This window comes from Limibacillus halophilus, from assembly GCF_014191775.1.
Classification (GTDB): domain Bacteria; phylum Pseudomonadota; class Alphaproteobacteria; order Kiloniellales; family CECT-8803; genus Limibacillus; species Limibacillus halophilus.
Window position 1 is genome coordinate 568,566 of sequence record NZ_JACHXA010000001.1, and the last position, 16,679, is coordinate 585,244.

The 16,679-nt window shown below is 57.7% G+C and carries 15 protein-coding genes; 13 read left to right on the forward strand and 2 right to left on the reverse strand.

Annotated elements, in window-relative coordinates; translation table 11 throughout:
• Positions 1 to 83 precede the first annotated feature (83 nt).
• The 4 genes from FHR98_RS02635 to FHR98_RS02650 all read left to right on the forward strand — a co-directional run bounded on the left by FHR98_RS02635 (position 84) and on the right by FHR98_RS02650 (position 3,686).
• Entirely contained in the window at positions 84 to 962 is an 879-nt protein-coding gene (locus FHR98_RS02635; protein ID WP_183415058.1) for a DMT family transporter, read from the forward strand.
• A gap of 218 nt (positions 963 to 1,180) precedes the next feature.
• Positions 1,181 to 1,831, forward strand: coding sequence for a GntR family transcriptional regulator (locus FHR98_RS02640; RefSeq protein WP_183415059.1), 651 nt, complete (start codon positions 1,181 to 1,183; stop codon positions 1,829 to 1,831).
• Between the two features lie 132 nt (positions 1,832 to 1,963).
• The gene (locus tag FHR98_RS02645; protein WP_183415060.1) at positions 1,964 to 2,779 is read left to right on the forward strand and encodes a phytanoyl-CoA dioxygenase family protein; all 816 of its coding nucleotides are present in this window, start codon (positions 1,964 to 1,966) and stop codon (positions 2,777 to 2,779) included.
• Between the two features lie 16 nt (positions 2,780 to 2,795).
• On the forward strand, positions 2,796 to 3,686 hold the full coding sequence (locus FHR98_RS02650; protein ID WP_183415061.1) for a phytanoyl-CoA dioxygenase family protein: 891 nt from the start codon (positions 2,796 to 2,798) through the stop codon (positions 3,684 to 3,686).
• A 5-nt stretch (positions 3,687 to 3,691) separates the two neighbouring features.
• Here FHR98_RS02650 and FHR98_RS02655 read toward each other — a convergent pair whose 3' ends face one another.
• The gene (locus FHR98_RS02655; RefSeq protein ID WP_183415062.1) at positions 3,692 to 4,519 is read right to left on the reverse strand and encodes a CmcJ/NvfI family oxidoreductase; all 828 of its coding nucleotides are present in this window, start codon (positions 4,517 to 4,519) and stop codon (positions 3,692 to 3,694) included.
• 180 nt (positions 4,520 to 4,699) lie between these two features.
• On the opposite strand from FHR98_RS02655, the gene FHR98_RS02660 reads away from it, so the two are divergent.
• Positions 4,700 to 5,956, forward strand: a complete 1,257-nt coding sequence (locus FHR98_RS02660) for a D-amino acid dehydrogenase (RefSeq protein ID WP_183415063.1) — start codon at positions 4,700 to 4,702, stop codon at positions 5,954 to 5,956.
• 114 nt (positions 5,957 to 6,070) lie between these two features.
• Positions 6,071 to 6,583 (forward strand): GNAT family N-acetyltransferase, encoded by a 513-nt coding sequence (locus FHR98_RS02665; protein ID WP_246377327.1) that lies wholly within the window; start codon positions 6,071 to 6,073, stop codon positions 6,581 to 6,583.
• Between the two features lie 82 nt (positions 6,584 to 6,665).
• Here the strand turns inward: FHR98_RS02665 and FHR98_RS02670 are convergent, their stop codons facing one another.
• Positions 6,666 to 10,286, reverse strand: coding sequence for a hydantoinase B/oxoprolinase family protein (locus FHR98_RS02670; RefSeq protein ID WP_183415064.1), 3,621 nt, complete (start codon positions 10,284 to 10,286; stop codon positions 6,666 to 6,668).
• 180 nt (positions 10,287 to 10,466) lie between these two features.
• Here FHR98_RS02670 and FHR98_RS02675 point away from each other — a divergent pair, with 180 nt between their 5' ends.
• From FHR98_RS02675 to FHR98_RS02705, 7 genes are all read left to right on the forward strand, one after another.
• Positions 10,467 to 11,480 (forward strand): NADPH:quinone oxidoreductase family protein, encoded by a 1,014-nt coding sequence (locus FHR98_RS02675; protein WP_183415065.1) that lies wholly within the window; start codon positions 10,467 to 10,469, stop codon positions 11,478 to 11,480.
• Positions 11,481 to 11,524: 44 nt separating this feature from the next.
• On the forward strand, positions 11,525 to 11,926 hold the full coding sequence (locus FHR98_RS02680; RefSeq protein ID WP_183415066.1) for a PaaI family thioesterase: 402 nt from the start codon (positions 11,525 to 11,527) through the stop codon (positions 11,924 to 11,926).
• 85 nt (positions 11,927 to 12,011) lie between these two features.
• A complete protein-coding gene (locus FHR98_RS02685) occupies positions 12,012 to 13,199 on the forward strand; it encodes an ABC transporter substrate-binding protein (RefSeq protein WP_183415067.1) in 1,188 nt (395 codons plus the stop codon).
• A 69-nt stretch (positions 13,200 to 13,268) separates the two neighbouring features.
• Complete coding sequence (locus FHR98_RS02690; RefSeq protein ID WP_183415068.1) at positions 13,269 to 14,192, forward strand: branched-chain amino acid ABC transporter permease; 924 nt, start codon at positions 13,269 to 13,271, stop codon at positions 14,190 to 14,192.
• A 4-nt stretch (positions 14,193 to 14,196) separates the two neighbouring features.
• A complete protein-coding gene (locus tag FHR98_RS02695; RefSeq protein ID WP_183415069.1) occupies positions 14,197 to 15,156 on the forward strand; it encodes a branched-chain amino acid ABC transporter permease in 960 nt (319 codons plus the stop codon).
• A complete protein-coding gene (locus tag FHR98_RS02700; RefSeq protein WP_183415070.1) occupies positions 15,153 to 15,914 on the forward strand; it encodes an ABC transporter ATP-binding protein in 762 nt (253 codons plus the stop codon). The genes FHR98_RS02695 and FHR98_RS02700 overlap by 4 nt, the downstream gene beginning before the upstream one ends.
• Positions 15,914 to 16,615, forward strand: a complete 702-nt coding sequence (locus tag FHR98_RS02705) for an ABC transporter ATP-binding protein (RefSeq protein ID WP_183415071.1) — start codon at positions 15,914 to 15,916, stop codon at positions 16,613 to 16,615. The genes FHR98_RS02700 and FHR98_RS02705 overlap by 1 nt, the downstream gene beginning before the upstream one ends.
• The last annotated feature ends 64 nt before the right edge of the window (positions 16,616 to 16,679 follow it).

The window sequence follows — 16,679 nt, forward strand, 5'->3', positions numbered from 1 at the left end:
TCGAATGCCCAACCAAAATTTTGCCTGACCCAGGGCCTATTTAAGACAGGGCGCGTATAGCCGCGTTCCTGTGAGGATACTTAATGAAAAAGATTGATGTGTTTCTTGCTTTGATGGTGCCGATTCTATGGGGTATGGGGTTTGTCGTTGCCAAGCCCGCGGTCGACCAGTTTCCGCCGATTCTTTTGATGGCCATGCGTTTTGGGGTGACGGCCATGTTGCTGGTTTGGTTCGTTCCAATTCCACGGGCTGCTCTGCGTTCTTTGTTTCTGGTCGCGCTCATCGGATCAACCCTACAGTACGGGCTGACTTTCAATGGACTGCGGCTGTTGGATGCGGGGACAACAGCACTTATTGTGCAGGCCGAGGTACCGTTCCTATCGCTGATTGCGGCACTATGGCTCGGTGAGAAGTTGGGCCTACGCAAAATCCTTGGAATGGCCGTCGCGTTTGGCGGCATTTACCTGATCGCCGGTGAGCCCCGGTTGGAAGGTAAGGCGATTGGCATAGGTCTGGTCCTGGCCGGTGCGTTCATGTGGGCGTTGGGACAAGCAATGATGCGGCGCCTGGGCGCCCTTGGCGGTTTTACGGCGATTGCCTGGGTTTCGGCGATGGCGGCGCCGCAGTTGTTCATTGCCTCGCTGATTGTTGAGGCGGACCACCTGACCTACGTTCGATCTGCGGGCCTGGAGGTCTGGGTCGCGGTCATCTACCTTGGGGCGGTCATGACCGCGATCGGCTATAGCTGCTGGTACCACGTGTTGGGCCGTTACGAAGCGAGCAAGGTGGGGCCCTTCATCCTGTTGACGCCCGTGATGTCGGTGCTAGGCGGCATTCTGTTTCTGGGTGAGACGTTAACGTTGCATATCGTCATTGGCGGAGTTCTGGTGATTGGCGGCGTCGGCATCGTTCTCATCGAACGCAGAACGCGCTTGAAGCCTGATCCGGCGTTGCAGGAGTAGTGGCTGGGGAGCAATGAGCCGCGGGCGCGAATCTTCGGCGGCCAGCCGATAGGCATGGCCGAAGAAAATACGCTTGCCCGGCCTCGCTTTGTCGACCGTCATGTAATTCATTGAACCTGGTGGTTAGCATAGGACTGGCATATCGGTTGGCGGATTGCCTAGTATCGTCGCAAGCCCGTCCGGCATGAAAACCAGCTAAAGCCCCGAAAGTACCGCCGATGAGTCAAGAAACACCGACCTTGATGGAACATGCCTACCGCTTGCTGGAGGAAAAGATCGTCACGCTGGAAATCGAACCGGGCAGTGTCGTGTCGGAAGCAAGCCTGAGCCGTCTGATCGGAATAGGTACGACGCCTATTCGCGAAGCTCTGCAGCGTCTGGCGCGCGAACACCTCGTTCAGATTCTACCCCGGCGCGGCGTTATCGTCAGCAGGATCGACCTGCAGCAGCAACTCGAGGTCCTGGAAGTGCGCCGCGAGTTGGATCGTTTGACGATGCGCAATGCGGCGCGGCGCGCGACATCCAAGGAACGTGCGGCCTTTTCCAGTTTGGCCGACCGGATGGCGCAGGTCGCGGCGGCGGATGATGTTGAAGCTTTCCTCCGACTGGATCGGGAATTCAACGACTTGACGGCGTTAGCTGCCCGGAATGCGATCGCCAGGGAGACTGTAGCTTCGCTTCAACCCATCGCCCGGCGGTTCTGGTTTTTCTATCATCCGGGGTTTTTCGATACGCGTGAGACTGCGGCCCTTCACATTGAAGTACTGAGGTCCATCGTGGGCGGTGATCAGGAAGCCGCCGCGAAAGGGGCAGAGCATTTGATCGACCAGATGGTAAGGATCGCGAAAGAAACTCTGATCTCGGGTTGAGAATCCTGGGCTGATTCATCCGACATCTCCAGGTCTGTGAGTTCAGTTGAATCCCAAAGGAATCGGCAGTTGATACATTGACTCTTCAGCTGGCATGCCAGTAGTATGCCAATATAATAATTGGAGGAAGCCATGCATTTGTCCGCCGAAGACCTCAGCAATTATCGCCGCAACGGATTTCTCGTCTATCCGGAGCTGTTCGCCGCCGACGAAGTCGCGGCGATGAAGAATGAGCTGCAGCGGTTGGAAAAAATCGACACCGATCATGTTGTCCGTGAACGCAGCAGCGGATCGGCAAAGACTCTCTACCGCGTGCATGAGGCGGACGGACCGACCGCATCACCTCCGTTTTTTGCCGCTGCCCGCAGCCCGCGGATGTTGGGAACGGCTCAGCAGTTGCTGGCAGACCCGGAGCTATACATCTACCACACCAAGTGTAATCGGAAGGCGGCGATAGACGGCTCCATTTGGCAGTGGCATCAGGATTATGGAACCTGGGCGCACGATGGAACGCCTGCGCCCGAACTGACCACCGGGATGGTCATGCTGGACGAGGCGACGGAGGCAAATGGCTGTCTCTACTTCATCCCCGGCTCACATCGTCTGGGACTGTTGGACGCCGAACTGGATGATAAGACGACCTCCTACAAGCTTTGGGTCTTACCGAAAGAGCGATTGATCGAGATCATGGAAAAGAATGCCGATCCTGTCGCGATTGTCGGCAAACCCGGCACTGTCGTATTCTTCCATCCGACCATACTCCATGGTTCCGGCCACAATATGTCGCGGCATGATCGGTGGCAGATCTATTACGTGTACAACAAAGTCGCTAATCGCCCGATCAATGTGGATTCCCCCCGGCCCGACTATGTTCGCTCCACCAACTGGAACGCACTCCAACTGGGTGAGGACGATATCCTGGGCAAAACGCCTGCCCTGGTTGACTAAGGTGAAGGAGACTGGAATGGATCAGCAGAAGGTCACCGCCAGGGAGCATTCTCCAGTTCTTTCAGAAAGCCAGCTGGCCGCCTACCGTGACCGTGGGTTCATCACGATCCGAAACATCTTGGATCAGGACCTGGTGGCCCGTCTCCGGGAAGCGACCCAGCGCCTTTGGGATGAAAGTGCGTCGGTGGCGGAGAAGACCCGCTATTACGATATTGCGCCTGGCCACAGCCAGAGCGCGCCGCGGCTTCGCAGGATTTCAAGCCCAACGGAACTTGACGACGTCTTTTGGGAAACGGCCTTCGTGTCACCGTTGGGTGACATCGCCGCCGATCTGGTTGGTGGCGCCGTCAAATTCTATCACTCGAAGATCAATTTCAAGTTACCTCGAGGAGGCGCTGAAATCGGCTGGCATCAGGATTGGCCGGTTTTCCCCCATACGAACACGAACCTGGTTGCCCTGAGCGTACCGTTGAATCCATCGCGGGCCGGTAATGGTTGTCTCAAGACGATCCCCGGCAGCCACAAGCAAGGTGCTCTAAGCCATTGGTCAGAAGGTAAATATGCATTGAATTGCAATGCCTGTATGACGGAGGAAACAGTGGCTCTGGCCGAGTTCGATGAGGCTGACCCCGGTGACGTCCTGGCTCATCATGGGTTGGTAGTTCATGGGTCCGAGGCGAACCTATCAGATGAGATTCGGACCACGTTGATCGTCCAGTATGCTGCCGCGGATGCCTTTGCCTATACTGCCCCTGTGATCGACAGCATCCACCGCAATGACATGGTGCGGGGCGAAGCTGCAACACATGCCCGGGTGGAGGCGGGAGTGATCGAACTTCCCCCGGATTTCAGCCAAGGCTACGGGTCAATCTTTAGCCACCAGGAAGGCGCTGCCAAAGCGAGCTGATGGGGCTAGTCGCTAAAGAAGGCGAAGATTCTGCTCTCGATGCTCTCGCGCGGTTTGGCCTCCGCCGGCGCATGAGGGTTATCGAACGCCGTGTGAATGGCGAACCGTGCCCGACCGTCCGTTGCACTGTCGTAGGTTTTCAAAAGCAGCGCTTCATCCAGATCCATGGCCGGGAAGGTGACCCAGCGTTGCTGCGAGTCGTAGTGAGCGAGCATTAGTTCACCGATCCTGTCCTTAGCGATACGTGGCGTCGGGATCAGATCCCCGGGCTTGGCGGAATCAGCGGCGCAGAGAGCCAGCATGGACGTGACGGCCGGGTGGCTGATGGGCCGCCACACATTGACGATCGCAAAACGGCGGGAGAGCAACTCATCCGCTTCGCCCTTCATGATATCGCGGACCCGTTGAGGTCCCGACTTGTCGGTATAATCGTTGTGCACGACGGCCGAAGGTTCGCGCGCACCGCGTGCGCCCCGGGTCTGCGCTGTGGCGGCGCGGCGGGTGTGATCGAAGCAAACGGTCCGCTGTGCGCCGGTTACCTTCTTCACCAGCGCTTCGACCTCTTTCGCATATATGCGTTCAACCGCTAGGTCATCGTAGAAGTCGGTAACGGCGCTTGCGTGCCTGACAAGACTGAAACCTTCTCGCTCCAATGTTGGACGATCGCCCAAGCGCCCGTTGGCAATGGCCACAGGATGTTCTGCGTATTCGCCCTCCAGATCGAGCCGGGCCTCCGCCCCTCCTTGGGAGGCACGGTAAACCGGCGTTCGGCTGCTGGGCGCCAGAAACTTTAGGGTCGCGGAATAGCTGTCGGTTGTTGTCATATGAAGCATATAGGTGTGCTCCCCAGGTATCGGCAAGCACCTTTGGCTATTCGATTTTTCCTCACCTTATGACTGGCTCACCGCATTAGCCTGGGGCATGGTTGCCCCGAGAGCCAATTGTGTACTCTTATTCATCGTAACCTTAAGGCGGTTGTTTCAACCGTATCATGCTTGCAGTGGAGAGTCGTCGTGAAGGTCATCGTATTGGGTGCCGGTGTCGTGGGCGTTACCACGGCCTACTATCTGGCAAAGCAGGGGGCCGAGGTGCTGGTTCTCGATCGCCAGGCGGCGCCGGGAATGGAAACCAGCTATGCAAACGCAGGCGAGTTGTCTTATGGGATGACATCCCCTTGGGCAGCGCCGGGTGTTCCCCTGAAAGCGCTGAAATGGCTTTTCATGCGGCACAGACCTCTTTTCATCTGGCCATTGCTCAGCCCTACCATGTGGGCTTGGGGCGCGCGCATGCTACTCAACTGCAACGCCGCGTCATACAAGACCAACAAGAGCCGCATGGTGCGGATTTCCAACTACAGCCGCGATGTTCTGACGGACTTAATGTCGGAAGTTCAGCTGAACTTCGATCAGCGGGAAAAGGGAACCCTCCAGCTTTTTCGCCTAAAGAAGCAGGTAGAGGCTTCGAAGGCCGATCATGAGGTGCTTTCCGAGTTTGGTTCGCCATTCGAGGTGCTCGACCGCGAGGGGTGCATCGCTGTCGAGCCGGGGTTGGCGCGGGTTGCAGAGAAGTTTGTCGGCGGGCTGCGCCTGACGGCTGACCGCACCGGAGATTGCCGTCTCTTCACCCTTGCGCTCGCCGAAAAGGCGGCCGAGATGGGCGTGGAGTTTCGCTACGGCGTGACGATCCATCGGTTCGCCGTGGAACAGGGTCGGATTGATGCCGTGATAACTGATCGCGGGGCCGAGCGGGCTGACCGCTATGTCTGTGCCTTGGGGCCCTACACGCCAACTTTGCTGAATACCGTGGGGATTCGTTTGCCGATTTACCCGATCAAAGGCTATTCGATTACCTTGCCGATAACCAATCCCGACGCCGCGCCGCAATCGACGATCATGGACGAGACCCACAAGGTTGGTATCACGCGCTTGGGCGATCGCATTCGGGTTGCCGGGCAGGCCGAGATCATCGGTTACAACAAGAAGCTTGGACGCCGTGCGACGGACACCGTGCGCCATGTCGTCAACGACTTGTTTCCCGACGGTGGCGATCTTCGGCAGGCGGAAGGTTGGACCGGCCTCAGGCCCATGACACCGGACGGAACGCCGGTGATCGGGCCGACGCGCTACGAGAATCTATTTCTCAACAGCGGGCACGGAACGCTGGGCTTCACCATGTCTTGTGGGTCCGGCCGCGCCGTTGCCGATGCCGTGCTCGGTAAGACGCCGGAGATATCTTTCGAGGGCCTGACGGCGGAACGCTATGGCCAGTGACCGGCTGTTTCTGAGAACGGGAGTGCAAGATGAGCAACAAGCTCCATGAAGTGGGCCCGGCGCCGAGTGCTTTCGCGCGATTCTGGAACTCTTAGGTTGGCGATAGCAGTTTGAATGACTAACTCGGTAGCCGATGACATGGAAAACGCAACCGACCCAAGGATTACATTCGGGCGTTTACCGGACGTTTCACCCCATGAAATTCTAGCTCACATGTCAGATCCGCGTATTGCGGAGCACCTACCGCTTCTCGGCTCGGCCAAATGGGACAGCGACACCGTCTCTAGCTTTGTCGCCGCCAAGGAAGCCTATTGGCATCGTGACGGTCTGGGTCATTGGGCCATATGCGCCAACGGCCGCTATGTCGGTTGGGGAGGCTTTCAGAAAGAGGGTGAGGAGTGGGATTTCGGGCTGGTGCTGAAGCCCGAGTTCTTCGGGTTAGGGCTGCGCATCATGAAGATGGCGATCGCATTTGCGCGAACCGACGCGCGGATACCCTCTATGACTTTCCTCCTGCCGCCGTCACGCAAGCACCTGAGAGCGCTGGACCGCCTCGGCGCGCGATTTGTCGGCGAAACTGCGTACAACGGTGAGCCTTTTAGGAAGTATCAGTTGGATATTCGCTAACCGCTTCCTTGATTCTGGACGGCAGTCGGAACCTCGGGGAAGTCCGGAGCAGGCTCCGGACCTGGACAGCACAAGACTCCGATCAGCCGTCGTTTGGCGGGCCGAACCCACCGCCGCCGGGCGTTTCAATCAGCACACTGTCACCTGCCTTTACATCGATATTCTCATTGCCGCCGAACGCTTCGACTGTGCCGTCTGCCCGGATTACACTGTTGCGTCCGCAGGCGCCTGCCTTGCCGCCTTTTAGGCCATGTGGAGGAACGATCCGATGGGATGTGAGGGTCGTTGCCGTCATCGGCTCCAGGAAGGTCAAACGACGTCTGACTCCGTCGCCGCCGTGGTATTGCCCTGCGCCACCGGATCCGCGCCGAATGGAAAACTCTTCCAGGCGAACCGGGAAACGCCATTCCAGGACTTCCGGGTCGGTCATGCGGGTGTTGGTCATATGGGAGTGAACAGCATCCGTGCCGTTAAACCCCGGACCCGCGCCGGTACCGCCACAGATCGTTTCATAATTTTGTAGCTTCGCGTTACCCCAAACGAAGTTGTTCATCGTACCTTGTGACGCAGCCAGAACCCCCAGGGCACTGTAAAGCGCATTGGCGACGGCTTGGCTGACTTCCGTATTGCCTGCGATCACGGCGGCTGGGTATTTTGGGTTTATCATCGAGCCTTCAGGGACAATGACGGTCAGGGGGCGGAAGCACCCCTCATTCAGAGGAATGTCCGTGCCCACAAGCGTACGGAACACGTACAAGACTACGGCGTGGCAGACCGAAAGCGGGGCATTGTAGTTTCCGCTGTCCTGTTCCGAGGTGCCGGTGAAGTCGATGACGGCGGTCCGGTTCTGGCGATCAACCTTTATATCGACTTTTATCTCCGCGCCGCTGTCCATGGGATACGTGAAATTGCCGTCCTTCAAAGCGCTGATAACGCGCTTTACGGAAATCTCCGCATTCTCCTGGACGTGGCTCATGTAGGCCAGCACGACGTCCAACCCGAACTGGGCGATCATTTTCCTGATTTCGCGCACGCCGGTTTCATTGGCCGCTATTTGAGCGGCTAGATCGGCCATGTTGTCACTCACGTTGCGACAGGGATAGCGCCCCGAACTAAGCAGCGCTCTGGTTTCCTCGCTGCGCAAGCGTCCCTGGTCGACGAGTTTGAAATTCTGGATCAGCACGCCCTCTTCATCGATGTGGGTGCTGTCTGGAGGCGCAGAGCCTGGTGTGCTACCGCCGATGTCGGCGTGATGGCCCCGCGAACCAACATAGAAAAGGATTCTTTCGCCCGCTTCATCAAACACCGGCGTGATGACAGTCACGTCCGGCAAATGTGTACCGCCATTGAAAGGGTCGTTCAGCATAAACACATCGCCGGGTCTCATCTGCCCCGCATTCTCGCGCAAGACCGTACGGACGGATTCACCCATAGATCCCAGATGAACCGGCACGTGTGGGGCGTTGGCGACGAGCCCGCCGTCGGCGTCGAAGAGCGCACAAGAGAAATCAAACCGCTCCTTGATGTTCACCGAGTAAGCGGTGTTCGCCAGGGTCGCGCCCATCTGATCGGCGATCGACATAAAGAGATTGGAGAAAACCTCCAACATGACAGGGTCTGCCGCGGTACTAATGGATTCAGTGGCTTCAGACAGTGTTCGACGGGTTAGTATGAGATTGCCGGTTGCATCGCATGCGCCATCCCAGCCCGCCTCGACAATCGTCGTGGCGATGCTTTCAGAAATCACCGCCGGGCCGGAGACTTTTTGCCCTGCCAGAAGATCCTCTCGATGGAATACCGGAACAGTGGTCGGCTTGCCGGCAACAGTCATTGTTACCTGATCTGCGGGCGTCGGGTCAGTGGTGGCACTATCTAGGAGCGGAATCTGAACGCGATCCGTAGAGCCGACGACTTCAACATCCAGCTTGTCGATGATTAGGTCCTGGTTTTCGCTTGAGAAGCCGAACTGTGCACGGTGAGATATCTCAAATGCTGCGCGCATGGCCTCCCGCGTATCAAGGTTCACGCTCAAGGTGCGGTGTGAGCCAGAGTAGCGCAGATGTGCGTGTCGCAGGACCTTCATCGCCGCGTCATCAACACCCTGTGCACGCACTTCAGCGCGGGCGTCTTCGATCAAGCCTTCGATGATTGTGCTTGCTTGGTCCAGATCCTCCAGGGGCCGCTGGAACTGGTGCTGTCGGATGGTGCGGATTTCCGCGAGGCCCATGCCCAATGCTGAAAGCACCCCTGCAAAAGGGCTGAGAAACACACTGCGCATGCCGAGTGATTCGGCAACCAAACAGGCGTGCTGTCCGCCAGCGCCGCCAAAGCTGTTCAGGGTGTAACGCGTGACGTCGTGGCCACGCTGGACCGAGATCTTCTTAATGGCATTGGCCATGTTCTCGACCGCGATGCGCAGAAATCCCTCGGCGAGTTCATAGGGGCTTCTGAGGGCCTCGCCCGTCTCGGCGGCAATCTCCTTTGCCAGCACCTCAAATTTACGGCGCACGACATCGGCGTCCAGGGGTTGGTCGCCGTTCGGTCCGAACACGGGAGGAAAATGCGCGGGCTGCAGTTTCCCCAACATGACGTTGCAATCGGTCACCGTTAGGGGGCCGCCGCGTCGATAGCAAGCCGGGCCTGGGTCCGCACCGGCACTCCCCGGGCCAACCTGAAAGCGTCCATCTCGGAACTGTAGGATCGAGCCGCCACCCGAAGCGACGGTATGGATGTCCATCATTGGCGCTCGCAGCCGTACGCCTGCGATTTCTGTTTCAAAGCTGCGCTCGAACGTGCCGCCGAAATGGCAAACGTCGGTCGAGGTCCCGCCCATATCAAAACCGATTATCTTCTCAAAGCCTGCTTTGCGGGCGGTTTCGACCATACCGACCACGCCGCCTGCCGGACCCGACAGGATCGCATCCTTGCCTTGGAAGAAAGCGGCGTCGCTAAGCCCACCATTGGACTGCATGAACAACAGCTGCTCGCAGCCGCCGCTTTTTGCGTCGAGAGCGTCACTGACAAGCGCAACATAGCGCCGCAGTATTGGGCTGAGATAAGCATCTGCGACAGCAGTATCCGCGCGTCCAACCAGTTTCATCAGCGGACTTGCATCGGCACTGACGGTTATCTGCGTGAAGCCGATCCGTGCAGCGATTTCCGCCACCTGGGTTTCGTGGACAGGATTGCGATAGCTGTGCAGCAAAGCGATTGCGACGGCGCGAATACCATCGTCATAGGCAGACTGCAGATCCGCGGCAACAGCCTCCGCTTCGAGTGGGCGTAATACAGACCCGTCGGCAGCGAGGCGCTCCGGCACCTCGATCGCGCGTTCATAGAGCAGTTCGGGCAGCTGGATGTTGAGGTCGAAGATCTTCGGGCGGTTCTGATAACCGATCCGCTGCAGATCTTTGAAGCCCTGCGTAATGGCTAACAGCGTGCGTTCACCTTTGCGTTCCAAAAGGGCATTGGTCGCCACGGTCGTACCCATCTTGACGGCACGAATCGTGCCGGCGGGAATGGGTTCGCCCGGTGCAATTCCAAGAATACTGCGAACACCAAATACGGCAGCGTCTTCGTAGCGCTCCGGGTTTGTGGACAGGAACTTTTGGCTGGTCAACGATCCGTCCGGGTGCTTGGCGACTATGTCGGTGAAGGTGCCGCCACGGTCGACCCAAAACTGCCATTGACCGCTGGTGCTCATTATTAATCTCCTGTCACGTTGTGTACCGCCTGCCGCATTGACGAATTATATACACGAAGTATTATATTAATGGCAATGAAATTCCAAACCTCTTAGGCATGATTTTGCCCATTCGATTGTTCTTGCATTCATGCAGGCTTAATAATATACAGATTGTATATTTATGAGGAGAATTTTGCAATGAAAGCTTACGAGCTGACGGAATATGGGCCTCCATCGTCCCACGGCCTGGGCGAGGTGGCGCGCCCTGAGGTCGTTGCAGGAGAGGTCCTTATTCGTGTTGAGGCGATCGGCCTGAACTATCCCGACGCGCTCATGGTGCAAGGAAAGTATCAGAAACGGCCCAACCCGCCCTTCGTTCCGGGCCGCGACTGTGCCGGAACGGTCGTCGCCGTCGGCGATGGCGTGGATTCAGTTGCACCAGGCGATGCTGTAGTTGCGCAAGTATTCTCTGGCGCCTTCGCCGAGTTCGTTGCTGCGCCGTTGGAGCGTGTCTTCAAGCGGCCTGATGGTGTTTCCTCGGTCGAGGGAGCAGGTGCCATTACGGTTTTCAACACCGCATATGTCGCCGTGGTGATCCGAGCCAACGTGCGTGCGGGGGAGCGGGTCGTTGTAACTGGTGCGGCGGGTGGTGTAGGGGCGGCAGCCGTGCAGCTGGCAAAAGCGCGCGGCGCAGAAGTTGTCGGCATTGTCTCGACTGATGCCAAGGCTGAGCGCGTCCGCGCGCTTGGGGTCGACCACGTGGTTATTGTGAGCGATGCGACCGAAGACGGCTTGAAGAATTTGTTCAAGACCGAGGTTCGGGGCCTTTGGCCGGACGGGCGTGGGGTAAACGTGGTCGTCGACACCGTTGGCGGGCATATGTTCACCGCCGGGTTGCGCGGGTTGGGCTTCGCCGGACGTATGATCGTTGTCGGTTTTGCTTCGGGTGATATCCCCGCAGCGAAGACCAACTACCTGCTCTACAACAACCTGTCAGTCATGGGCGCTCCGCTCGATATTCACTTCGCCGAATCACTATCGGAGATTCGAGAGGGCACGGACTGGTGGTTGTCATTGATGGCAAGCGGTCGCTGTAAGGCTAATGTTGAGAAGACGGTCCCCTTCGACGAACTGATGGACGGCCTCCAGGCTCTTCTGGACCGGACTGCTATCGGCAAGACCGTCGTCACATTGGATACTTCTGCAACATGACGCATTCACCGAGTCCATCATTGGGCTGGGTACAGGAGCAAGGTGTGCCAGATCTCACGGCTCTGGAGTTCACGCCGTTCCGTGGCGACGACGCCCTGCTCAACATGCTCGGGACGCTGACCATGGCGCGGTTCGACCTGGGAGTCGTCTTGCGTTTGGTGACGAATGCCAGCACGGCCAACGCCGCCGGTTTCGTTCATGGCGGCGCTTTTTCGGCCGTGACGGACGTGGCGATGTTCGAAGTTGCGAAGGCACATTTTGGTACTTGCGTGACGATCTCCCAGGACATGCAGTTTCTGCGCGCGACGAAGCCGGGGTCGGTCTTGCAGGCCGTTGCCCGGGCGAAGCGTTTAGGCCGCCGCATGGCCTTTTGCACAGCCGATGTTTTTGAAGGGGCCGCATGCCTCGCGGCGGCGAACGCTGTGTTCGCGAAGGTCGGTTCCTAGGCTCGGTGCAGGGCGGCACGAGCAGCTTTACAGATTAATATACATATTGTATTATAACAATCAGTCAAACAGGGGAGTACCGAATATGAAGAAAACAGTGCGTATGGCCTTCGCCGCCGCGGCAACCGTCCTAACCTTGGGTGGTAGTCATGTGTTGGCGCAGGATCAAGATCCGGTGAAGGTAGGGTTCGTTCTGTCGCTTTCAGGCCCGGGCGCCGTCATCGGCCTGGACATGCAGCGCGGTGCAGAGTTGGCAATTGAAGAGCTGGGCGGCACCATCGGTGGTCGTGCGGCCGAGTTTATTTTTGAAGACGATCAACGTAAGCCTGATGTCGGAAAGCAAGCTGCTGAACGCTTGGTGCAGTCAGAAAAGGTCGATGTCGTTGTAGGGGCATCGTTCTCGAACGTGATGATGGCCATCCATCGTCCGGTTACGCGTGCCAAAACGCTTCTGCTGTCTCCAAACCCTGCTCCGGCCCCCTTGGCTGGCGAAGACTGCTCACCTTACTATTTCGCCGTTCCCTTCCAGAACGACCAGCCGGCGGAGGCAATCGGCATTCATCTGAATAACATCGGTGTCAAAACCGCGTTCATCTTGGCGCCGAATTACCAAGCGGGACGGGATCTGCTGGCCGGCTTCAAGCGCCATTTCAAAGGCGAGCTCGTCGGTGAAATCTACACGCCGCTTGAGCAGACCGATTTCTCGGCTGAGCTGACGGAAATTCGCTCGGCCAACCCGGAGGCAGTGTTCATCTTCTACCCGGGCGGCCTTGGAATCCAATTCGTCAAGCAATACTCGCAAGCGGGTCTCAAGGACTCCATTCCCCTGCATTCCGCTTTCACGGTTGGCGGCGCGACGTTGGAGGCTATTGGCGAAGACGGTCTCGGCGTCACCAGCGGGTCGCAGTGGGCTTACGACCTGCCGAACGAGGCCAACAAGGCTTTCGTTGCGGCCTATCGGGCCAAGTACAACGGTATCCCGTCGGAATTTGCCGCTCAGGCTTATGACACTATTCGCCTGATCGATAGTGCAGCAAAGGCCGTTGGCGGCAAGGTGGAGGATACCGACGCGATGGCTGCGGCAATCAAGTCGGCAAACTTTGAATCGGTTCGCGGTAGTTTCAGTTTTAACCGCAACAACCACCCGATCCACAACATGTACCTGCTCGTTGTGAAGAAGAACGATGCGGGCGAGTTGGTGGCATCGGCTGACAGTCTCATCGTAAAGGATATGCCCGACGCGTATGTCGACGCCTGTCCAATGGGTAAGTAATCAGGCAAGGTGCTGGCGTGGCCTTTCGGGCCGCGCCAGTCCGCCTCCAACGGGCCCGGGGACAGAACGATGTTCGAATTGATCGCGGAACAACTGCTAAACGGCCTCCAATACGGCATCCTTTTGTTTCTCATTGCGGCCGGCCTGACATTGATCTTCGGCGTTATGGACTTCATCAACCTGTCGCACGGGTCAATGTTTATGATGGGGGCCTATTTTTCGATCCTGGCGCAAAAACTAACCGGTAATTTCCTTGTTGCCGTGCTTCTTGCCGGTGCTGGCGTCTTCGCGCTGGGCATGCTGATAGAGGTGCTGCTTGCTCGTCGCTTGTATGCAAGAAGCCATCTGGATCAGGTGCTCGTGACCTATGGCCTGATTTTGTTGGCGAACGAGTCGGTCTCCACTATCTGGGGTTCTGTGCCATTGTATTCCGGCTTGCCGGAAATCTTGTCCGGCCATATCACCCTTCCATTAGGCATCCCATATCCGGCCTATCGGCTTGTCGTGATAGGCGCCGGTTTTACTATCGCCATCGCGCTGTTTTTGCTCATTCAACGAACCCGGATCGGCATGTTGGTGCGTGCCGGAGCGACCCACCGTACGATGGTGTCGGTGATGGGGGTCAATATTGGGTTCCTGTTTGCCGCAGTTTTCGCGCTTGGCGCACTTCTGGCCGGTCTGGCGGGTGCTTTGGCTGGCCCTTTGCTCTCGGTCCAGCCTGGGATGGGGGAAACCGTGTTGATTCTATCCTTTGTCGTGGTCGTGATCGGCGGATTGGGCTCTATCAAGGGGGCGTTCCTGGCGGCAATCATCGTTGGCCTGCTTGACACAATGGGGCGCGCATTTCTGCGCGATCTTCTTTCATCGATTTTTTCGCCGTCAGTCGCCAGCGACACCGGGCCAGCGCTGGCTTCGATGCTGGTTTACATACTGATGGCGTTGGTGCTGTTTTTCCGCCCAGAGGGTCTCATCCCCATGCAAAAGCGAGCCTGAGCCAGTGTCCTTTATTCGCACCTACGGGAATATCCTGACGCTGGCGCTCGCGGTCGCTATCGGCCCGATTGTTGCCATCACGATGAATGACCCATATTTGCTTTCAACCTTTGAGCGGATTCTCATTATCGCGGTCGCGGCCGCCAGTTTGAACATGATACTGGGGTTCGGTGGGATGGTCAGCTTTGGCCACGCCGTATTTCTGGGTGTGGGCGCTTATGCCACCGGATTGATGGCCAATGCCGGATTGACCAGTCTGCTCGTTCAGCTTCCAGTCGTCATCGTCGCATCCGCGTTCATTGCTCTGTTCATCGGCGCAATAGCGCTTCGTACGACTGGCATCTACTTCATCATGATCACCCTGGCGCTGGCGCAGATCTTCTATTACATCGCGGTCAGCTCCTCCAGTTTCGGTGGGGACGACGGTATGGTGATCTATGAGCGTACGACTCTAGGTGGTTTCTACGACCCCTTTGATAACTATCAGTTTTATGGTTTCGTCGCTGCGGTCGCCGTCGTATTGATCCTTTCGATCAATCATCTTGTTGGCTCAGAGTTCGGACAACGCCTCGTGGCTTGCCGTGAAAACCCTGCACGGGCAGAGGCGTTGGGGTTGAACACATTTGGCATTCGCTTGACGGCGTTTGTAATTGCGGGCGTGTTCTGTGGTCTTGCCGGGTTCCTGCTGGCCAACCAGAGCGAATTCGCTACGCCGGGCTATGCTAACTGGCAGCGCTCGGGCGAGCTTCTAGCAATCGTTATTCTGGGTGGGGTTGGCGCACGAAGTGGGCCGGTGCTGGGGGCTTTCGTGTTCATTTGGCTTGAGCATGCCCTGTCCGGCTGGACCACGCATTGGGCGGCGATTTTCGGGCCCTTATTGATCCTCTCCGTGTTGTTCTTCCGCGGTGGCCTGGCGAGCATCGGCACTTACTTGGGCAATCTGCGCGGGGAGCGGGCTAGATGAGCTCGGCTCTGATCCTGGATGGCATTTCCAAGAGCTTCGGCGGTATTCACGCGCTGAGTAAGGTGTCTTTCACGCTCAAGACTGGCGGTATTCACGCGTTGATCGGACCCAATGGCGCAGGCAAGACGACACTTGTCAGTACGATATCGGGCGCTTTGACACCGGACACAGGAACGGTGAGGTTGGGTGAACGCCTACTGAACGGCCTGTCCGTTCACGAACGATCGCGGCTCGGCCTATCGCGAACCTATCAGTTGACCTCGTTGTTCTCGAACATCACGGTGCGAGAGAACTTGGCGTTGAGTTTGGCGGCTCGCGAGACACCGGGGCTCACGTTCGGACAAATGGCCCGCCGGCATTCGGCCAAGCGGTTTGCCCATCAGATCGATCAGGCGCTGGAGGATTTTGGGCTACAGGAAAAGGCGGACGCGAACCCCGCAGTACTGTCCCACGGGGATCGCCGTCGGCTGGAGCTCGCGATGGCTATTATCACCGAGCCCAAGGTTCTTCTGCTCGATGAACCGCTGGCCGGGCTTAGTAGCGCCGATGCCGAAACACTGGTGCATTTGATCGAAACCCGTTTACGAGGCGACGTGCCAATTCTCTTGATCGAGCACGATATGGAGGCCGTATTCAATCTGGCCGACGACATCACGGTCCTGGTCAATGGCGAGGTTCTTAAATCCGGAACGCCGGATGAAGTGCGTGCTTCCAGCGAAGTGCAGGCTGCATACCTGTCGGAGGATGACGATTTCTGATGTTGAAACTGGAGAACGTCACTGCGAGTTATGGCGCCGTACAGGTGTTGTTTGGTGTGTCCCTGACACTGGAGAAGGGGTCGGTGACCACCTTGCTGGGTAAGAACGGCATGGGGAAAAGCACGACGGTTCGCACCATATTTGGTTTGACCGACGCGATTGGCGGCTCCATTACCTTCGAAGGTGAATCGCTGATTCATCAAAAGACTCATAAAATAGCCCAGCGCGGCATTGCCTTAGTTCCCGAAGGGCGTCAGGTCTTTCCAACCTTGGATGTGATCGAGAACCTGGTCGCTACCTCCCGGTACAGAGGCGCCGCCCGCCGCCGGGCCGCGGTCGATGAGATTCTCAACCTGTTTCCGCGATTGGCGGAACGCCGGACGTCCTTCAGCGGCCTCTTGTCCGGTGGGGAGCAGCAGATGCTCGCTATCGGACGCGCTCTGATGACCGACCCAAAGCTTTTGATTCTTGATGAGGCGACAGAAGGGCTTGCGCCAAACATCAGGCGAGAGATCTGGGCCGCCCTGAAGCGCTTGAAGTCCGAAGGGATGACGATCCTCGTTATTGACAAGAGCTTGAAACCGCTCTGCCGTATTGGCGATCAGCATTCGATACTCGTCAAGGGCAAGACGGCCTGGACCGGTCTATCCGCTGAGTTGGAGGATCCCTCGTCTGAGGCGCGGCAACTGCTCGCCTTGTAGCCGAGCAATGCCGTGCGTCGTTTTACGATACTGGACTTAGGCTGAGAGCCGATTTGAGCGGCCA